Genomic DNA, 21469 nt, shown 5'->3' with positions numbered 1-21469 from the left:
GCAAATCGATAAATCATGATTATGGAATCAAAATTTAAAAAATTAAAGCATAAGAACAGGGCTCATTGGGGGATCTTTATTATACTGTTTATCACTTTTAATAGTTTGTTTTCCTGCAATAAGTTTCTGGATGTGAGCCCTAAAAGCCAGATAAAACAAGATGAATTATTTACCAGTAAACAAGGGTATATAGATGCATTGACAGGCGTTTATACCCAAATGACCCACCGGTCCCTTTATGGGGAAAACCTGACTTTTGGATTTATGGATGCACTTGCACAGTATTATGAGGCCAGCACCTATACAGATCACTATTTTTACAGAAGCACACTCTATGATTATCAAGACGATGGCGTAAAAACAAGGATTGCCAGCATCTGGCAAAATATGTATAATAACATAGCCAATGACAATAACCTGCTGGCACATATAGATCAAGGCAAGTCCTTACTCTCCGATCTGGATTATAAAATAATCAAAGGAGAAGCACTTGGCCTTCGAGCATTTATGCATTTTGATTTGCTAAGAGCCTTTGGGCCGGTCTATATTACAGGCAAAGAAAAGTCAGCCATCCCATATGTTACGAACCTCTCCAGAAATGTCCATAAAATATTACCAGCTAAAGTCGTGGCAGACAGCATTATTGCAGATTTGCGCGAGGCAGAGACACTGCTGAGCGTATATATGCAAATGGATAAAATTACGTCCCCTAATGAGGATCCCAGTGATCCACTATTAAGCTTTCGACAGAATCATTTTAATTACTGGGCTGTAAAAGCCGTGCTGGCAAGAGTATATTTATATATTGGTGATAAGCAAAAAGCACTAGAAGCGGCAAAAGAAGTTATTGAAAATGGAGGCTTTAGTTTTGTGCAACAAGCGGATTTAACTACTGCCAAAACCAACAAAAACCGCACCTTTTCCATGGAGCAGATCTTCTCCTTGTACGATTTTGACCTATCAACTCCAGTGGATACCTATTTTAAAGGCGCTGCCAATAACGCCATCCGGCTGACGATGACTTCAACTGTCAGAGATCAGATATTTGAGGTGAGCGCGGGTGGAAGTGCCGATTACAGGTATGCCTATCTCTGGGAAACAGATGAGAGTACTTTATATCCATCCAAGCTTTGGCAAGAAGACGACAACCAGGATAAATACAAATACCTGTTACCCCTGGTAACACTGCCAGAGATGTATTACATCGCTGCTGAATGTACACCAGATATCCCCAGCGCGGTTCAATACCTGAACAAAGTCAGAGAAAACAGAGGGCTGGAAGGCCTGCCTGTGGACCTGGACGAACTGAAATTAAAGGAAGAGATCTTCAAGGCCTATCAGAAAGAATTCTTTTTGGAAGGACAGCTTTTCTTTTATTATAAGCGTTTGGACCTGACCCATATTGAAAGGTCATCCACGACGGGTTCTGAAAAAGTATTTGTGTTCCCGCTGCCAGATAATGAATTGCAGTTCGGAGACCAAACCAATCATTAATGTTTAAATATCATCAATCGTCATGCATCTAACTAAGACAATAAAATCCAATAAAATCCATACAGTTTTATTAATGCTGGTGGCTCTGGCACTGGTTAATTCCTCCTGTAAAAAGGAAGCACTAAGCCCTTATGAGGGGCCGGCAGGGATTTATTTTTATGAAGATCAATATAGCCCAGTAAATGATAGCGTAGATTATTCATTTGCAATTAAAAACTCAGAAATTCATCAAGATACCATTTGGTTACCGGTAAGAATTATGGGACTTGCCAGCTCCAAAGACAGAATTATTAATCTTGAGGTAGTGGATTCATTAACAGACGCCGTAAAAGGAACCCATTATAAATTATTAATACCTTACAGTATGCCCGCGGGAGCCTACACGACGGAACTTGGCATAGTGTTACTTCGGGCATCTGACCTGCAGGATACGACTTATCGACTCACCTTGCGTCTGGAATCTTCCAGTGATTTTACAGCCGGACTCAGTGGACAGATGCAATACCAGATTAAAATCAATGATATTTTAACCAAACCTTCTAATTGGGATTCCTTTCTAATTTACATCTTTGGTACCTATAGCCAGGTGAAATACAGGTTTATCATTGATGTATTAGGCCGGGGAGAGTTTCCTACTTCGGGCACGGGTGCATTAGGATACGGTGATTTGCTTTATTATGCCTCCGTGCTTAAAAATGCCCTGGAAACATATAACGATGCGCATCCAGGCGCCCCATGAAAGACGAATATGGTAATTTAATAACTTTCTAGATCACCCCTAAACCATGTCAGGAGCAAGGAGATTTACATCCCTCAGGAGCATGGTTGTAAAACGATATTAAAATGAGAAAATGTTTATTATGGAACCTTGCAGGATTGCTACTGGCAGTTGCGCTTTTTAGTAGCTGTTATAAGGATAAGGGTAATTATTCCTATCATCCCATCAATGAAGTGAAAATTTCTGCGGATACAAATTTCTATAGCCTGATGCAGTTTGATAGCCTCAAAATAACACCAGTTTTGAATCAAAGCATCGCCGGCAAAGACGCATTAACTTACACTTGGGGAATTTATAATTCACATATCAGCCCCGTATACCCAGGTGCATTACCTGAAATTATTTCTACTGAAAAGAACTTAAACGTAGTGATCAGCCAGCCACCAAGGGCAGAGGCTTATACACTGGTATACACTGTTACTGATACGACAACCGGTGTCAGTTTTAAATATAACTTTTCTGTCACCATCAGTGCCGCATTGTCAGCAGGCTGGATGGTATTAACACACCAGGGGAATAAAAGTGATATCGATTTTATATTACCCGATGATCAGATACGACATAATGTTTATAGTACTTTAAATGCTACCTTTCCATTACCTGAAGATGCCTCCAAGGTCTACCAGGTCAAAGGGTTTGCCACCGACCTAACCTTTGTTTTATGGGATAATGGGGGTATATACTAGATAAAAATACCTACCAAGTAATTGGTCAATATGCAGACCAGTTTTACGGAGCGCCCGCTGAGTTGCATCCTGAGCTGATCTATTTAGGTCCTGGTGCTACTACGGCCTATATTATCAATAATGGCCGTTTACACAGTGAGCAGCTTATTTCTGGAGCCAAAAAATTCAGCGATGCATTTGCCGGTAAGTATAGTTTGGCCCCTTATGTCATTACTGGCCTGCGTCAGGATGTATTTTTTGATAAACAAAATCATCGATTTGGGCGGGTACCAACATATGGTACTTCCATAGAGGACTTTCCGGTTAAATCAATGGAAGATGCCTTTGATCTAAATAATATACCCGGTGAGTTGCTAACGATTCAAAGCACAACAAATGATCAGTACATTGCCCTGTTTAAAACAAGTGCGGATGACAGCACGGCTATATATACGCTGGAACCTGATCAAAACATTGTTGCTGCCGATTTTAAAAAGGCTGCACCGGAAACGGGATTAAATAAGGCAGGCTCCTTTGCCTGTTCCCCAATTTTGCCGCAACTTTATTATAGCAATGGTAATTCGATTTATTTGTATGATATTGCCGCTAATAAAGCAAGAGAACTATATAGCTTTCCAGATTCAGAAAAACTCGAGATCTTTAAAATGAATGGAAATGACGGGTTAGTGGCAGCTACCTATGATGGAAGCCATTCAACTGTGTATTTGTTTAATTTGGCCTCCACAGGGAATATCGAGGGTGGTGCGCCCACAAAAACGTTTACTGGTTTTGATCATATTATTGATATTAGTTATAAAAATAAATAATGAAACACCTGTTTTGTTAGGACTGATTAATAATCAACGCGGGGCAGGCGGTCACTTTTTAGATTTCTGCCAGGCTGTATCCTGCAAGTGAAATTGATTGATCCTACAAGTACAATTAAAAATTGAAAAATGAAAAAGCAAATTAAATGGTGGATGTCGGCCGCCTGCGGTTTAATGAGTATGGCAGTCATGGCACAAAAGCCCGCTACTATCTCTGGAAAACTAACCATGGACACAAACCTGCAAATACCTGTGAAACTCTTTAAAGTGACCGAAGGTAGGCTACAACAAATAGCAGTTTGTAATGGTAATCAAACGGGCAAGTTTGGCTTTTTGTTCTATCCAGATTATACGGGGATTTACGTTATTGGCATTGGCAATACCATGTCAGCTCAAGGTAATTTTAGTTTTTATTTTAAACCCGGAGATCATCTCAATTTAAAAATGGGTCCATGGGATTATGCATTGACTAGCCCCGATAACACTAAAGAGAATCTAGCTATGTATCATTGGCATCAACTGACGGACAGTATTTATGGCAAATCCATAAATTTTATGCACGGTATCAGCACCTATGTTGATTTTTTCCCGCAATTAGAGGCGACTGCAAAAAAAGTACAAAGTTGGCTTCAACAAAATAAAACAGGCAATGAAACTTTTGATAACTATATGAAGGACTATGCTAGAATGGATATGGCCTTGATTGCCAGCAATTTTTTACAGACCCCAAGAACAGCCCATCCATCAGTCGAAGAATACAGTCCTTATTATCAGCGTCTACATGCCAAAGATTTTACTAAATCAACTGACCTTATTTATAATTATCCCTATGGGTTCAGGACCATGCAGGCACTCGCTAATCTTGATTTCAGAACATCAGGCAGGAAATATGAACAAGGTATGGATATGATAAAAGCATTCAATGGTTATATTATTAATGATACCCTTAAAGGAGATATGGTTCTAAACCGTGCCAGTGGAATCAAAGATTATGGTCAATTCAAAGAAATGATGGATAATTATGGAAGGTACATATTGACGGATAGTCAGAAAGTTCGGGAAGCTGCTATCAGGCAACCCTTGCTCAAATTTAAAAAAGGAGACGATGCATATAATTTCTCCTATGTGGACAATCATGGCCAAAAAACCAGTCTATCCGATATGAAAGGTAAAGTTGTATTAGTGGATGTATGGGCAACCTGGTGTGGACCATGTAAGGCGCAGATTCCCTACTTAAAACAATTGGAAGCAGAAATGAAAGGAAAAGATGTCCAGTTTGTTAGCATTTCTGTTGATGAGTTAAAGGATAAAGAAAAATGGCTACATTATATAGATACTGCTAAATTAGGAGGTACCCAGTTATTTGCAGGCGGATGGAATCAGAAATCAGGTTTGGCCCAATATTATGAGATCAAAGGGATACCCAGATTTATGGTGTTTGATAAAATGGTAAGATCGTCAGTGTAGACGCACCAAGACCTTCCCAGCCTGAATTAAAAGCACTTCTGGAAAAGACACTCGCTGAATAGTCATAAATCTTCACCGAGTGCTTTGAAGAGATTTGAATGATCATGTACTTGCCGTCGTAGCTGAAGTAAATGGCTAGCCTAGTTAGCCTATTACCCGTAAGTTATGGCGGCTTTGTTTTGGCTTGTCTGGCTAACTCTGAAGCTAATACACCAAATTATCAAAAAGATATTATGAATAATAGTTATAATGTAAATAAGAGTTCCAAAATTGTAAGATTTAAGCGAAATGCTTTGATAAATCTATTGCTGTTTACTTTGCTGACAATGCTTAGTGATGGGGTATTAGGGCAGCGCCCAACAAACTCCGTTATTGCAAATAGACTGGAAGTTATGACAAAATTGAGCTCTGCAGATACTTTAAAATCTTTATGCGCCGAAAATTTTTCGGTTGGTGCTTACAGCGGCCCGTCGGCTTTATCATGTTTGCAAACCCTTGCCAAGCGGTTGGATTTTAACAAGGTAAGGATTAAAAAAAGCAAAGATAAATATGGCCATCAGGGGGTGAAGTTTATTTCACAAAAAAAGCTACAAAGGAAACGAAAGGAAATAATCATGAAAAGATTGAAGGATTTATCGCATTCAATGATAGTGGAAAGATCCTATTTGTAGATTTATTTGACAAGATGTATGGCATGGATAGAAATGCACATTCAAGGCTGGTGGCAACCATTCCATTTGAATCGGATCAAAATGGCAGCATTATCCTTCAAGTAAAGCTCAATAAAAGTGATCGTGTCTTAAAACTTCTTTTTGATACTGGGGCAGATGGCATGGCCTTATCCAAATCACTGGCAGATTCAATAGGTATAAAAAGCGATGTCAAACAGTCGGCCTCTGTTGTAGGCGGAAACGCCCAGATAGAAATCTCCAGAAATAATACCGTACACTTGGGAGACTTCTCCTTCCCACACCAAAGTATTGCTTTATTTGATAAAATGGACAGTTATGATGGTATCATGGGCAATGCGCTGATAAAACAATATATCACAAAGGTTGATTATGATAACAATATGATTTCTTTATATAGCTTTGGCGATTTTGATTTAAAAAGTGAAGTGGGCACAAATGGACATTTAGTCAATGTCACTATGCCTTCTGGGCTGGTGATTATTTCTGGTAATCTTAGCGTTACGAAAGGGAAAATGTATACCGGTGACTTTGTTTTTGATCTGGGAGCAGCCTATAGCTTAATTTGTTTCAGACCTTTTGTGAAGCATAACCGCCTACTGGTGGACGGATTTCAATCAGAATATATGAGTACTACCAGAAGTCTGGGAATGATAACACCTACTTTCACTGGTGCCGCCAATAGCTTTCAAGTGGGAGATATGCCGCCGATAAACGATTTGACGGTTACCCTGATGAGTGGGGGAGGACAGAGTGAAAGCTGGAATCCGGGTTTTGATGGATCAATTGGTAGCAAGTTGATTAGCAAATATAATTTTATCATTGATATGCAGGCAAAGCAAATTTTATTCAGCCCCAATCACAGCTTCCATTACCCGAAAAACTTTATACATTCAGGGATGTTATTTGGATTTTCACCTGATGGGAAATTATATTTTTTGCATTCTGTAGGCACAACTGTCCCTAAAGATGGTATTGAAGAGGCATCTGAGATTATAAAAATAAATGGCCTGCCTTCTCAGCTATTGCGGGATCAATCGGGTGCGCTTCAAAATTTATTAGAAAAAAATGACGGGCATAAATGGACGATAGAATGCCGCCAGAATGGAAAAATAGTTCAATTAGAAATATAGTATAAAAGTAAAATGATATTTTTGGGGCTCCAGTTGGGTTCATGAACCTTTTTCGTTAAACTTATTTTTAAGGTTTAAAACAGTTGCTTTGGAAGAGAAGCAAGTTCCTATAATTAAAATGGTCTCCTTCCGTTTTTTTGAACCACTATTTATAAAAGGTTTGTTGCATTAGCAATAACAGAAGACAAGAGCAAAGCTAAGCTAAGTACTACAACCTGTTTATATAGCTTAAAACGAATGAAATGCTACCAAGTATTCGTTATTACACTAGGTATTTATGAATATATAGAGTTTAATATAAAGAGTGCTTTTTGGACTGAAAAAGAAAAGACTTTTTGTTGTGGAAAATAATTATGTCACTAAATTACTTTAATGATGAGTTTTGATACATATGCCTAACAACATTCCCTTTGTGCTATATCCTTCTATAAAGGTGATCAGATTGAATACGAACTTGAGTAAATTTTTATACAATTGGGGGCAGATTACTCAAATTTCCCGTCGTTTTGTCGCTGCTGGGGTCAGGTACATAAAATCTAGTCCAAAGTCAGATATTAAGGGATTTTACTAAAATAAAAGGGGAAATAGTGAATTTTAGGCAACTTCTCCTCCCAATTTTAATAAAAAGCCATCTATTGATGGATTCTGGCTTGTAAATTGGTTGACTTTTAAGAGTTATGTGTATTTAAGCAATGAATTTTATTAACCCCATTCTTCCACAAATATAAAAACGAACCAATCATGAAAGGTCTTTTATTTATTATCGGTATTATTTTAATAATTGGGTGGATATTTGGCTTTGTGGTCTATCATGTAGCCGGCTTTCTGATTCACTTACTCTTGATTATCGGCATTATCATGATTATTGTGAATCTAGTAAAGGGTAAATCGACCGATTAACCATTAAGCAAAATAAACGTGGCTTTAAAAATAAAGGGCAGTAAATGGGATTTTTAATCCCATCTACTGCCCTTTGTATTTTTGACACCGGCAATTAAATTTCAGGCAAAATATATTATTACGCCTGTGGTTATGACCTAACCATCACGGTTTATTTATTGCCAACCTGGATTCTGCTGGATTTGTCCTTTACTTAGCAAAATCTGATCTCTTGGAATGGGTTTTAGATAAAGCTTGTCGTTCCATTTGCGCATGGCGACTGTGTAAGGAGCTACGAGCTTTTTACTGCCATCCCAATCATCATAGGTGACCACATTTACGCCACTAAAGATATCAGAGCCAAAATAGTTATCATACTCCTGTTGAACAGCAGCGCTAGCTACAATACCATAGACGGTGTTGGGGTTTTCCAGCAGCTTACCCGCTTTCCAGCGAACGATATCATCCCATCTGAAACCTTCAAATGCCAGTTCAACCCTTCTTTCCCTACGGATTTCATAGATAAGAGGGGAGAGCTGATAGCCATAGCGAGGTTGACCATTGATTAATGCATTAGGGTCAGCTGGAGGATTTAAGGTAAGCCGCCCCATTTTACCGCCCGGTAAATCTGGTTCATCCAATCTTGCTCTTAGCTGATTGATGCTGATATCCAAATCGCCCTGCGTAATGCTGCCTAATTCTGCTTTAGCCTCAGCATAAATCAACAAGACCTCCGCATACCGAAAGACATACATATCGTAAGTTGTCTGGTTCGCCTCATTTTGCGCCGGCACCGGGCTTCTGAATTTAGAAGACATAAACCCAGTGGGCGTCGTGCTATTTACATTTGTCAAATAATTAGAGATAGGCGCAGTCCCATTCAGATAATTGGGTAGATAACGGTTATCTATTTCATTTCTCAGGCGTGGATCTCTGTTTAAAATTCCACACTGGCTGAATCATCCCCTTTATAAAGAGAGCTAAGGGCTATTGGTTTGCCATCTGCACATAAAAATGCATCGATTAAATCTTTACTGACTCCAGTTCCCGATTCATTGACAGAGCGGGACAGTTTACTGGTGAGCTGATCCAGACGGTAGATTTTAGGCAGTACACATTCAGGATTTTTAGTCAGATCCTCCTGGATAAACTGTTCTTTATAGGATAGGGGATAATCCTGCGTTGCCACCGTATTGGTTTTAGCGTCTACCAGATCACCTGCCTTGTAATAATAAGCCGCCTCCGGTTTGTAAATGGAATAACCACCATTGTCCATAATATCCTTAGCTGCAGCCGCCGCCTGATCAAGATAAGTCTCCCAGCCAGATTGATTTCTGTATTTCATCCAGGTACCTTCATAAAGGCATACTCTGGCCAGCATTTGCTCTGCTGCATATTTGTGCAACCTGCCAAGTTCAACCTGGTCAGGCAAAGGCAGTTTTGCAACGGCTATTTTCAAATCAGCAATAATACTGTCCGTGACAATTTTGCGGTCTGTTCTGGGGGCATACAAAAAGCTACTGTCATTGACATTCAGGTCCTTATTAATCCAGGGAACATCGCCAAAACTTTTCACCTTATTAAAATATTCATAAGCCCTGAAAAAATGAATTTCCCCCAAATATTCATCAATCTCCTCAACAGAGCCTGTAGCCGTTTGATAATGCGTAAGGAAATAATTGGCACTGCGGATATATGCCCAATCCGTATAGGCCCAACCACCACCACTGGAAGGCACCGTTGTCAGACCATACAACCAGCTATTAGGAGAATTTGGCACACAGTTATCACTTTGATCATCAGCAAATTGATCCGGGACATATAGCTCGGGATAAAAATTATTGCAGTATAATTTTAGCTCATCCGCTGTCTGCCAATAGTTCAGATCAGATATAGAATCCTGGGGTTTCCTGTCCAGCACCTTTGAACAGCTGACAGCTGTCGTTAAAAGACTACCCAACAATAAATAGAATAGAATATGTTGATTTTTCATGTTATATATTATTTAAGCGTTATATTAATACCCACAGAATATGATTTGGTATTTGGATAATTCATGAGACTTAAGTTTTCCGGATCATAGAGCTTAGAAAGGCTAGTAATCGTCAGAATATTCTGACCGGTTGCATAAAGCTGGATATTGTCAATCATCGCTTTTTTCATCCAGGGACATCTAAGCGTATACGCCACAGATAACTGTTTTAACCGGATATAGGCGGCATTTTGCAGATATCTATCCAGCGTTCCATTCAAGCCGCCCCTGTTTCCATGACCGCCATTAATATAGGGGCGGGGCAGATAACCGTTAGTGTTCGCATAACTCCAGAAATCACTGGCTAACTGCATAGGCACATCCCATTCACTGTTGATCCCGTAAAAACGGCTATCTGGAACAAAATCCTGTTTACCTACACCTTGAAAGAAAAAGCTAAAGTCTAGATTTTTCCAGGTAAATCCACCATTAAAGCCAAATAGTAATTGGGGTTCGCTGTTACCAATAATGCGCATATCACCAGTCGAATCCGACGTATAATTGCCATTACTAATCACCCCATCTCCATTGAGATCCATATATTTTACATCACCTGGGTTCCAGGTGCCACTATATAGCAGTGACTGATCAGCCCAATTATTGATCTGCTCTTGAGATTGGAACAGCCCGGCTGTTTTAAAGCCCCAGATTTCTCCGATTCGCTCACCTTTATAATAATCGCCTAAATAATTAGTGGGATTGTCATATTTGGTGATATAGGATTTTGAGTTGGACAAGTTAAAACTCAGGCGGTAGGATAAATCGCCTGAGATCTTATCATGCCAACCCAGCGTCAACTCAAAACCCTTAGTTTTCAGATCGGCTGCATTTTCCACAGGAACCGCAGCGCCCAGCGTTGCCGGTAAAGACTGACCCGGTGTCAACATGCCGATTGTATAGCGACTATACACATCTATGGTAGCAGAAAGACGGTGCTTCAAAAAGTCCAGATCCGCACCTACATTCCATTGTTTAACCTTTTCCCAGGTAAAATTAGGATTGACAAGTGCGCCAGGTGCCACAGACACCGGCAGTGTGTTCTCAGTACCTAAAATGTAAGGCAGTGCTGTATTAATACTATAATTGGAGACATAAGGGAAATAGTTACCATTATCAGTCAATTGATTGCCCAAAGTGCCGTAGGATCCCCTGATTTTAAACTCATTAATGAAATCAGAGAGACCAGCGTTGTTTTTCCAGAAGTTCTCCTGAGAAATACGCCATGCGCCAGATACAGAGGGTGCCATTACATACCGGTTGCCTTCCTGGAACCTGGAAGAACCATCATAGCGCCCGTTGAATTCCAGAAAATATCTGTCAGCATAGTCGTAATTAAGGCGTGCAAAATATCCTTGTACGGCCCAACTGGTAATGCCACCATCTACAGATTGAGGCCCTGTTGCCCTGTTTATAGCAGGCAGATCATTATCAATCAGATTTGTTCTGCCAGCTGTATAGTTCTTATACTGTTTTACCTCCTCGTTATAACCTACCAGCACTTTAAAATGGTGTAGACCGAAATTTTTGCTATAATCACTATAGATATTAAGTGCATGATAATAATCATTAGCATTGTACAGATCAATTTCATTTGGATTGGTCCAGGGGTAATAATTGAAAGTACCGTCCGCATGATACTCTTTAAATAAACGCGAAGTGAACTCGTTGTTATTTGAGTAGGGATTAAAAGTATAATCCAGGTTAATATTCCAATCCTTTAAAGGCCGGACCGTCACAGCTGCCGTTAGCCAGAGGTCATTTATCTTCGTTTGGTTATGCCCGCCTTCAGCACCTACCGCAAAAGGGTTGGTAAAAGAACCCTGACCTGCCCAGTTGCCATCTGGATGCCTAATAGGCATCAAAGGCCGCAGATCATTTTTGAGCTCCCCACTAATGGCCGTTATCCCTGAGTTACCGTTGCCCCCACCAGAGGGATGATCCTCAAAAGAATAGGTATAGCGTAATTTACCATTGACTGTCAACCAGGGCGTAATATCAGAGGCTATATTCATATTGATATTGTGGCGCTGATAATAGTCGTGGTAGGCGGCCAGCATCCCATTTTGCCTGGAATTGCCATAAGACATATAATAAGACGTCTTATCTGAGCCCCCACTCAGTGAAATGTTATTTTGTTGAAGGCTACCGGTTTTGTATAAGGCATCCGTCCAGTCAGTATTACCTACATAAGTATAATATCCCGTCACATCAATACTCGGGTCATATAATACATAAGGATTATTAGCAGGATCTTTAAAATAAGCGGTCACCCCATCTCTGATCCTTTGAGAAAAATACGCCCCGTTGCCAGCATTAATACTTGCCGTATCCATATAATTAATATAATCCATAGAGTTCATATACTTCGGGTTAACCAAAAGCTTATTAGTGGCATATGAACTGCTGAGTTTTACTGTAGGCTTCTGATTGTGTTTGCCGGTTTTAGTCGTAATCAGGATAACACCATATGCAGCTCTGGCACCATAAATGGCAGCAGATGCAGCGTCCTTTAAAACCGTTACACTGGCTACATCATTTGGATTGACCAGATTCGGATCCTGAACGACCCCGTCTACCAATATCAATGGAGAACCGCCATTAATGCTGGTAAAACCCCGGATGTTAAAGCTCGCCCCCTGACCTGGCGCCGCACTGTTTTGGGTAATCTGCAGGTTAGGAATCACCCCCTGCAGGCCAGCGCCCAGATTTGCAATGGGACGGTTATCAAGCACTTCCCCTGAAACCTGTTGAACGGCACCAGATAAATCCACCTTTTTTTGCGTGCCATACCCCACAATGACCACATCTGACAATGCTGCATTATTTGGATGCATACGCATCATAATAGTGCTTTTCTCTCCACTGGTGACCAGAAAATTGGTGATAGAGTCATTGTCATACCCTACATAAGTAAAATACAGATTATAGGGATGTCCTTGTTGCATATCAATGGTAAAAGTACCGGTAGAGTCACTGGTAACATAACCCGTTTTTTGGGTTTGCTTATCCAGTATCCTGACGGATACCCCTTGCAGCGTGGTTCCTGACTCCGTTAGAACCGTGCCCCTGACCGGGGTGGACTGTTGTGCGTACAGTCCCATAGAACAAAGCATAAAAAATGTACCTAATCCTGTTTTAAGCTTCATGGGTTTAAATTTTAATTGGTGATAGGACAAAAGTTGTACTCCACCTACTTTTGCAGGTGTGTTTAAAATGTCAAAAAATAAAATGAAGGTTACTTAGTTACCAGAATCTTATTCCCCTTTCTGGTATAGCTTAGATGATTTAAATTACATATTGCATCCAATAAAACATTTAAAGAATCACTATACATGATCTTTCCTGTAAATTCTCTGTTATCTAAAAGCGCCGGGTCTACCTGAATTTCGACCTGATAGCGGGCGGAGAGCTGATCAAATACCTTGCGCAGTGGCGATTTTGAGAAGCTGTAAGCCTGATTGGTCCAGTTGGTGATAGCTGTCTTGTCTGATAATGCGCTAGGATCAACTCCCTTAATTCCAATTACTTTTGTGGGGTAGAGATTACTGACCAGGTAATGCCCCTCCCTTTTAAATATCTTGATTTGCTGTCCTGGTTGCAGATAAATATTTTTATCAGGAAAACTATTCTCCAGAGATTTCACCGCTATACTGCCCTCGAGTAATTTGATAGTAATCTCTCCCATTTTCTTATTGTTATCAACCCAGAACGATGTACCGATATCCAGTGTACCGATGCCACTGGCAATTACCCTAAAAGGCTTTGACGGGTTATGTTTTACATCAAATCTGGCCTGACCATCCAGATATACAAACCGGTTATCTTTATAATTATCCTGATAGCTGATCCTGGCCCCTGGTTTTAACAAGACACCAGAACCATCTGGCAGATGAATATACCTTTCTGTGCCCGTATTATTGGCAACAGATTTTCTAGTCAAATCAAAAGTCACAGGAGATAAAACTTCCTGGCTGACGGTCAGTTTTAATAGAAAGTGTCCTGCCAATAAAAAGCCAATCAGACAAGCGGCAATAAGCAGCGGCTTTCTCCAACTGCCATCATTTCCTTTAACCGCTTTTTTAACCTGCTTACGCATCACACCTTGGATGGTCCCGGGAATTTCTACAGGCGTACCTTCTAAAAACGCCGCATCCGGAAGGAGCTCATCCAAAGCTTCACTGGATAAGCCATGCAGGTAATCGGCGATCACAGCTGCCTTTTCACTGTCCCCGTCCAGTTCATTATTTAGGAACTTCTTAATCTCCTCAGGTGTAAATGCGCTATTCATCTGTTATAAGAGTAGTAACGTTTGTTAGAAAAAAATCCCCTACTCAGGGCCATAAATTTTAAAGAAATTTGGAAAATAATAGCAAAATGAATAGCAGACTACTCAAAATCTGACGTAATTGTTTGAGCGCCTTATGAATATGATTATCGACTGTTTTTTCAGAAATATTCAGTTCACGAGCGATTTCTTTATAGGCATATCCCTGCAAGTGGGAGAGCCGAAGTACTTTTTGACGCATAGGAGGCAAGTGACTAATAGCCTTTTCCAATCTTTCCGGAATAGATGCTCCACCATTTTGGCCTGCATTCGATTCAATTGCTTCCTTTTGGAATGCATAATTCTCCTCCGCCGCTTTACGCTTACGTAAAGTAATCTGCATCCGTAACCAGTCAATATAAATCAGCTTCGCTTTTCTAAACAACTGAGTTTCTATATTATAATCAGTGCTAAGTGTGGATCTGTATTCCCAGATCTTTATAAAAGTATTTTGTGTCAGCTCCTGGCTTTGGATATAATCACCGGTTCGATTCAGGAAATACGTATAGATCCGCGCCTCCCACAAAAGGTAAAAGTCGCTGAATGCTTTTTGATCCCCATTCATTATTTTTTCGAGCAAAATCCGGTTCAATTTAGACAGGTGAAATTAACACGTTTTACATTATTTAACAATTTGATAATTGGGAAAGTTATCAACTGTTTGTTTTAAATCCTTTATAAATAGAAGATAATCTTATTTTGTATGATGTTTACAAAAAATAGTAAAATATTGACGGTGCTTTTTGCCAAATAAACACAAAGAATTAATTTGCACCCGCTGGCAGCATGTGCCAGTCAGCCATATTAAACGTTCGATTTAGTCTTTAAAGTAGAAAATTGCCATGGAATTAATTGACAACCTTCAGGAGTCATTTGTTATAGAAGATAGTACAAAAGAAATAGTGCGCATGCCAAATGTTATTTGCCAGCCAAATCAGATACGTTTACAAAATGCGCCCGACACTGTCCTCCCCATAAGTGATGGACAATTGCCGCTGGCGCAAGTAAATCAAATAATACCTATAGATAAAATCCGCTCCAGATTATTACAACTCAAGTTTTTAATGGAAGATCACCTTGAGGTAGATTATTATGATCCAAAGTATCATTTTGGCTATTTTCTCGGTCAATATATTGAGCGGCTAGGTGTGAAGCATAAAGAATTTGCCCGTTCCATAAGTTTATTGCCAACGGAAATAAGCCAGATTGTCCATCATCACAGAAGACCCAAAGATAAATTAGCCTTCAGGTTAGATATACATTCCGGAGGAAGTTTCCCGGCGCTTTTATGGTTTAGAATTATCCAAAAAGACCGCCTTTATGAACTTTTCCTTGATGATAGCTACCTCCAAAGAGAAAAGGCATTTGTGGAATGCACAAAGAATATTTTGCAAGCGTAAAATGTAAAATGATCCGATTTGCTTCCATCCATAAATACACTGTTATGGACGAAATAAACAATGCATGTCTAATTCCTGTTGAATCAGATTTTCAGAATTGAAATTGTGTTGTAGTGGGGAACCAGTGGTTTAATTCAACTTTTGGCCACTTATAATTTTTTATAAGTGGCCAAAAGTGAGTATCTCTTGTTACGTACTAATAATCATTTTGTTACAGTTTTATTTTTTTTAGTTTAAATCATATTCCTGCAATAAGAATAGCCAGTGGTTTATCCCCAACTTTTGGCCACTTATAAATTTTTATAAACGGCCAAAAGTGAGCAGCTCTTGTTATGTATTTAAAATCATTGTGTTACGATTGTATTTTTCTAAATAAATATCATATTCCTGCAATAAGGATAGCAAGTGGTTTATATTCAACTTTTGGCCACTTATAATTTTTTATAAGTGGCCAAAAGTGAGCAGCTCTTGTTATGTACTAATAATCATCGTGTTACAATTTTGTTGTTTTAATTTAAATATCATATTCATGCAATAAGAATAGCCAGTGGCTTATATTCAACTTTTGGCCACTTATAATTTTTTATAAGCGGCCAAAAGTGAGTAATTCTTATTTGTGATTAATAATCAATAAGCTGTGTACATATTGGTCTTATCGGAAAATATAAAATTTCCTCATCCTTTATTAGATTTGATTTTCTGTTCAGGTATTGCGAATAAATGCCTTTTTCGGTCAGGCTATTTTTTTCTCTAACCTAATTACCTAGGTATTTATTTTGCCGTTCTATATTGATTTGAGCCCTGTGTGGTAATTGTAAATTTGAGATCAAACCAGTGTAAAATATTATATCACCAGCCATAGGGGTGAGAAGCCACTTAAGTGTCTTACTTCAAATTGGAAAGATTATGAATTCAACTAGTGCTTTACAATCAATGGTTTTGACTGAAGTAACCTCTACTAGGGATGAGAAAGCCTTTTTGGAAATGCCTGGCAATATATATCGATCTGATTCCAATTATATTCGTCCCCTAGATAAGGAAATCATGGACATATTTGATCCCATGGCTAACCCTTTGTTTAAAACAGGCGCTTGTAAGCGGTGGCTATTATGGACTGAGGATGGTTTATGTATTGGACGAATTGCGGCCTTTTATAAAATTAGAATGGAAGGCATGCATATTCGCCATGTAGGCGGCTTAGGCTTTTTTGAATGCATTGATGATCAAATGGCCGCTAATTTGCTAATAGACCAAACAAAATACTGGCTGGAAGAAATGGGCGTTAAAGTCATTCATGGACCTGTAAATTTTGGCAATCGGCAATGTTGGTGGGGGCTATATATTAATGGCGAGGGCAAACCTAATTATTGCACCAATTACCATCCTCCCTACTACAGGCGCCTCATTGAAAATTACGGATTTGTCGTAAATTACCGGCAATTTACCTTTAAATTTGAGCAATTTGAGCCACCTAATTGCTTTTTTAAAGCAATTAAGAACCATTTTATGCAAGATGACCGTTATGAATTTAAATCTGCAGATCCTGCTAAATGGCTGGATAACGCCGCAAAATTCAAATCACTTTTCAATAAAACATGGGCCACAGAAGAAAAGCAATCGCCATTAAGTTTAGATCAGGTTTTAAATTATATGGATAGGCTAAGAGAGGTGCTTGATTGGCGGTTAATTTGGTTTGCTTATTTTGAAGGAGAGCCAATTGCATTTTTTGTTGGAATTCCTGAATTGAATCATCAGATTCTGCAACACATTAATGGCAAAATTAAATTCATTGACAAATTTAAACTGGCCCGCAAAAGATGGGTTAACGCTTATGATAAGGCAAATGGCTTATATTATGGCGTACTGGATGCGTTTAAACGTAAAAATGTAGGCCTTGGCCTTATTGCTGCGATGCTGGACGCATGGAAAAACGAGCTCAAAATCCCATATCGTAGTATTGAGTGTGGCTGGGTGGGAGATTATAACCCTAAGATGATCAAAGTGATGAAAAAGGCAGGTGGAGAAATAAGCAAGACCCACCAGACTTACAGGTATTGGCTGTGAGTTGTAGATATATTAAAAAAAACAATAACTAGTTCATACTTTTTTTAATGATGGATTTCATAGAACAGGAAATGATAACACTTATCCAGGCAGGAGATGAAAAGGCTTTTGAACAAGCTTTTAAAAAGTATGCCAGGCCACTCCACGCATATGGATATACTTTATTAAACGATAGTCATATTGCAGAAGAATTGATACAGGATTTATTTTTAAAGATTTGGGACCAAAGAAATACGCTGACAATTCACACTTCCCTAAAAGCATATTTGTACAGATCCTTGCATAACGATTGCATGAATCATATCAGACACCTCAAAGTAAAAAGGAATTATGAATCAATAATGAAAAACGCGTCGGATAAGATAAATCAACTTCAACCAGACAATGGATTAGAATTCAAAGAAATACAACAAAAATTAAGAACTGGTATGAACAAATTACCAGAAGCATGTCGCACCGTATTTCAATTAAGCAGATTTGAGCATTTAACTTACAGGGAGATCGCAACGCAATTAGGGATATCAATAAAAACAGTAGAAAATCAGATGGGAAAAGCTTTTAAAATACTCCGGCTAGAATTTCACGATTACCTCGTTTTGATATTATTATTAATATTAATGTCAGAGATTTTTTAATAAAAGGCCAGGAGGCGCATTTTAAACCAATAGTAATGAAAGACGAAATACTTATAAAATATTTTTTGGGTGAGGCGACTGTAGAAGAAATTGATTTTATTGAGGATTGGCTCCACAAAGATGGTCGTAACCAGCAGTATTATTTACAACTACAAAGGATTTGGGAGAAAAGCGAATCGCTTAGGCTTGAGCCTGACCATATATATGATACCGACGCTGAATGGGAACGACTCCGAAAAAAAATACAAAGGAATTCACAAACGACGAGAGATGGGCAAGCTAAATTAACAACCGAAATTGCCCCTAATGAACCAGTCCATGCGGAAAAAAGTAAGGTTTTGCCTTTAAAAATATGGAAATGGGCCGCAGCAATTGTTATTTTGGGGATGGGGGGCTGGTTTGCTTTACATTCAATTCAATCCTCAAAGACCAAGAATAGACAATTAGTTTTGACCGCCGCAGCTTCTCCAGTTACAGACACCTTGTCAGACGGTTCCATTATCACGCTTAATCGTTATTCCAGCCTACTTGCACCAAGTAAATTTAGCGGTAAGACCAGAGAGGTTACTTTGCAGGATGGCGAAGCTTTCTTTGATGTAGTGCATAATTCCAAGCGACCTTTTCTGGTTCATGTCGATGGAATGGAAGTAAGGGTTCTTGGCACTTCCTTTAATATACGAAGAAACGGGAACCAGTCAATAATTGACATAGCGACGGGCAAAGTTCAAGTTAGTTTTAAGAGAGAAAAGCTGATTTTACATGCCGGAGAAAAAATATCCATTGATCCGACAACAACAAAGTTGGTTAGTCAAAAAAGTGAAAGCCTTTTATATAACTATTATGTCACTAAAAAGTTTATTGCTAATAACACCAGGCTGGAAGATCTTGTAAATATTTTAAATAAAGCATATAATCGACATATCGTTTTTGCAAGGCCAGAAATAAAGGACATGCGTATTACGACCGTATTTTCTAAAGAACCCATAGAGGTTATTTTGAAGGTAATCTCTGAAACCCTTGGGATCAGGGTAATATATAAAAAAGATTCTATTGAATTACAGTAATTAATTTATTGATTTAAATCAAAGTATTGTCAACATGATTGACTTAACGATATAACTAATGTATTCCAGAAATAAAAAATATTTATTAGCCTATTGTATAGTATTAATACTTGTATTATTACAGGTAAAAGGCAGATCACAGGGCTATTTGACCCAACAGATAAAGCTGAACGTTAATCATATGCCACTTCGGGCAGTCCTGGATTCAGTTGGCAAAAGAGCAGGCTTCATCTTTTCTTATAACAGCTCTGATTTACCGGGGGATAGCCTAGTGAGTTTTAAAAGTAGTGATCGTCTGCCTGTTGGAACAATATTGGATCAATTATTAAATGATAATTATGATTACAAAGTAATGCCGGGGTATTTAATTTTAAGGTATGCACCCAATTCCTTTAGGGTCGAAACTCAACCACCAATAATTACAAGAAAAGGCGTCTTATTGTCTGGGGTAATTATTGATGAGCTCACCGGCAAAAAAATAAAAAATGTAAGTATTTATGAAAAGACCAACCTAGTTTCAACATTAACGGATAAGAATGGTTATTTTCAAATTCCACTGACCAGTGATTCAAGTAGTATCACACTTACGGTAAGTAAACAGTGGTACCACGAAATTATAATCACCATTTTACCTACTGTAAAAGTAGCAACAAAATTAAATCTGACGACGATCACTTATGCTGATACAGGCGAAGGCGCCGCTGTCAATCGCTCTTTTTTAGGTAAGATGTTTATTTCTACCAAACAACACATCCAGAGCCTGAATATCAAAGATTTTATGGCCAATAGATCCTATCAATTCTCCTTTATTCCAAAATGGAATACAAGAGGAGCTATGAGTGGTCAGGTGATTAGCAAATTTTCTATCAACCTTCTAGCCGGATATAACGCTGGCGTACATGGCTTTGAAATGGGGTCAATTGCCAATATCAACAGAACCGAAGTAAAAGGGGGTCAGCTTTCAGGAGTTGTGAATTTGGTTGGTGGAGAGATGTGTGGTTTTCAGGCGGCAGGAGTTGCCAATCAAGTCTACCAGCAAGGTCGTGGTATTCAATTGGCAGGTTTGCGTAACAAAGTAAACCGTTCATATTCAGGATTTCAGGCGGCTGGGTTGAATAATAAAGTAGGAGGAACACTACAAGGGGTGCAATTGGCAGGCCTATTAAATAATGCTGGTCACCTGAAAGGAACACAAATTTCCGGACTGATCAATAAGGCGAACACTTCTTCTGGGCTTCAGCTTGGCCTCATTAATCTATTGGATAGTGCTTCGGGCACCAGTATAGGACTAGTGAATTTGGCCAAACATGGGGGCTTTTATCAACTAAGTATATTCGCCAATGAATCCTCCCTGGCCAATATTTCATTTAAAAGCGGGCGGGAAGCCTTTTACTCTAAAATAGTCTTTGGGTTAGGCAATCTAAACAGCAATGATTATTATTTTGGTTTTGGCTTAGGACATATATTTCCCTCTAATAATAAGATGAAAATATCTATAGATGCGACTATAGAAAATTATACACGCCCGCATGATGATAAAATAAACTTGTTGTATAAGTCGTCTCTTGACTTTCATTTCCCAATGACTAGTGGTTTGGGCCTGTTCATTGGGCCGTCCATTAATGTGTTTCGTAATGGACAGGATCCAAGACGGCCCATTAAACTGCCTATCAAAGACTATCCAGCTATCAACCGCGGTCATAATATTAGTGGCTGGATTGGTCTAAATGCCGGTATAGACATTTTTTAAAGCGCGTTTTATTTGAACATTATATAATTGTATGCTGCTCAAAGTATACGCATTGTATACCCAACGTATACCCACAATAAAACTCCAGAATTTCTATGCTGTTAACTGCTAAAAATTTATTGGCTATCCCATAGGGGGCTCTCCCTATCTAAGTGTCTTAGTTAAAATCTCAAAGCAATATTGGATTTAAAATTTCATTCCCAACTATATTAAAAGTCGGGATAGGGGCTATCTATTGCCCCACATTTAAACGAATAACCTAAATTTT

General features: G+C 38.9%; 18 protein-coding genes. 13 read left to right on the top strand and 5 right to left on the bottom strand.

Translation table 11 applies throughout. The annotated features are described in order from the left end of the window. Nucleotides 1–21 precede the first annotated feature (21 nt). The 8 genes from FSB73_RS00535 to FSB73_RS00500 all read left to right on the top strand — a co-directional run bounded on the left by FSB73_RS00535 (nt 22) and on the right by FSB73_RS00500 (nt 7953). Nucleotides 22–1494: a RagB/SusD family nutrient uptake outer membrane protein gene (locus tag FSB73_RS00535; protein ID WP_158639359.1), complete on the top strand. Its 1473-nt coding sequence runs from the start codon at nt 22–24 to the stop codon at nt 1492–1494. A gap of 22 nt (nt 1495–1516) precedes the next feature. Further along, on the top strand, nt 1517–2233 hold the full coding sequence (locus FSB73_RS00530) for a DUF4843 domain-containing protein (protein WP_146779686.1): 717 nt from the start codon (nt 1517–1519) through the stop codon (nt 2231–2233). Between the two features lie 104 nt (nt 2234–2337). Then, a complete protein-coding gene (locus tag FSB73_RS00525; protein WP_146779685.1) occupies nt 2338–2958 on the top strand; it encodes a PKD-like family lipoprotein in 621 nt (206 codons plus the stop codon). Nucleotides 2959–3020: 62 nt separating this feature from the next. Beyond that, nucleotides 3021–3764: a hypothetical protein gene (locus FSB73_RS00520; RefSeq protein ID WP_146779684.1), complete on the top strand. Its 744-nt coding sequence runs from the start codon at nt 3021–3023 to the stop codon at nt 3762–3764. Between the two features lie 129 nt (nt 3765–3893). Further along, complete coding sequence (locus FSB73_RS00515; RefSeq protein WP_146779683.1) at nt 3894–5231, top strand: TlpA family protein disulfide reductase; 1338 nt, start codon at nt 3894–3896, stop codon at nt 5229–5231. A 233-nt stretch (nt 5232–5464) separates the two neighbouring features. After that, complete coding sequence (locus tag FSB73_RS00510; protein WP_146779682.1) at nt 5465–5902, top strand: hypothetical protein; 438 nt, start codon at nt 5465–5467, stop codon at nt 5900–5902. A 23-nt stretch (nt 5903–5925) separates the two neighbouring features. Then, a complete protein-coding gene (locus FSB73_RS00505; protein ID WP_158639358.1) occupies nt 5926–7053 on the top strand; it encodes a retropepsin-like aspartic protease in 1128 nt (375 codons plus the stop codon). 741 nt (nt 7054–7794) lie between these two features. Continuing rightward, on the top strand, nt 7795–7953 hold the full coding sequence (locus tag FSB73_RS00500) for a lmo0937 family membrane protein (RefSeq protein ID WP_146779680.1): 159 nt from the start codon (nt 7795–7797) through the stop codon (nt 7951–7953). Nucleotides 7954–8108: 155 nt separating this feature from the next. Here the strand turns inward: FSB73_RS00500 and FSB73_RS00495 are convergent, their stop codons facing one another. The 5 genes from FSB73_RS00495 to FSB73_RS00475 form a co-directional block, all read right to left on the bottom strand. Continuing rightward, entirely contained in the window at nt 8109–8855 is a 747-nt protein-coding gene (locus FSB73_RS00495; RefSeq protein ID WP_394344863.1) for a RagB/SusD family nutrient uptake outer membrane protein, read from the bottom strand. 14 nt (nt 8856–8869) lie between these two features. After that, on the bottom strand, nt 8870–9925 hold the full coding sequence (locus FSB73_RS00490; protein WP_146779678.1) for a RagB/SusD family nutrient uptake outer membrane protein: 1056 nt from the start codon (nt 9923–9925) through the stop codon (nt 8870–8872). Between the two features lie 8 nt (nt 9926–9933). Next, nucleotides 9934–13110 (bottom strand): SusC/RagA family TonB-linked outer membrane protein, encoded by a 3177-nt coding sequence (locus tag FSB73_RS00485; protein WP_146779677.1) that lies wholly within the window; start codon nt 13108–13110, stop codon nt 9934–9936. A gap of 89 nt (nt 13111–13199) precedes the next feature. After that, on the bottom strand, nt 13200–14252 hold the full coding sequence (locus tag FSB73_RS00480; protein WP_146779676.1) for a FecR family protein: 1053 nt from the start codon (nt 14250–14252) through the stop codon (nt 13200–13202). A gap of 58 nt (nt 14253–14310) precedes the next feature. Further along, complete coding sequence (locus tag FSB73_RS00475; protein WP_158639356.1) at nt 14311–14853, bottom strand: RNA polymerase sigma factor; 543 nt, start codon at nt 14851–14853, stop codon at nt 14311–14313. A gap of 277 nt (nt 14854–15130) precedes the next feature. On the opposite strand from FSB73_RS00475, the gene FSB73_RS00470 reads away from it, so the two are divergent. The 5 genes from FSB73_RS00470 to FSB73_RS00450 all read left to right on the top strand — a co-directional run bounded on the left by FSB73_RS00470 (nt 15131) and on the right by FSB73_RS00450 (nt 21201). Beyond that, entirely contained in the window at nt 15131–15688 is a 558-nt protein-coding gene (locus tag FSB73_RS00470) for a hypothetical protein (RefSeq protein WP_146779674.1), read from the top strand. Nucleotides 15689–16594: 906 nt separating this feature from the next. Then, nucleotides 16595–17752, top strand: a complete 1158-nt coding sequence (locus FSB73_RS00465; RefSeq protein WP_146779673.1) for a hypothetical protein — start codon at nt 16595–16597, stop codon at nt 17750–17752. Between the two features lie 47 nt (nt 17753–17799). Then, a complete protein-coding gene (locus tag FSB73_RS00460; RefSeq protein WP_225974329.1) occupies nt 17800–18387 on the top strand; it encodes an RNA polymerase sigma-70 factor in 588 nt (195 codons plus the stop codon). A 35-nt stretch (nt 18388–18422) separates the two neighbouring features. After that, nucleotides 18423–19451: a FecR family protein gene (locus FSB73_RS00455; RefSeq protein WP_146779672.1), complete on the top strand. Its 1029-nt coding sequence runs from the start codon at nt 18423–18425 to the stop codon at nt 19449–19451. A gap of 58 nt (nt 19452–19509) precedes the next feature. After that, nucleotides 19510–21201, top strand: a complete 1692-nt coding sequence (locus FSB73_RS00450) for a carboxypeptidase-like regulatory domain-containing protein (protein WP_146779671.1) — start codon at nt 19510–19512, stop codon at nt 21199–21201. Nucleotides 21202–21469 lie beyond the last annotated feature (268 nt).

Origin of the sequence: Arachidicoccus ginsenosidivorans, assembly GCF_007971385.1 — a bacterium.
Classification (GTDB): Bacteria; Bacteroidota; Bacteroidia; order Chitinophagales; family Chitinophagaceae; genus Arachidicoccus; species Arachidicoccus ginsenosidivorans.
Note: the sequence above shows the minus strand (reverse complement) of the source record. Positions and strands in the feature narration are given on the sequence as shown.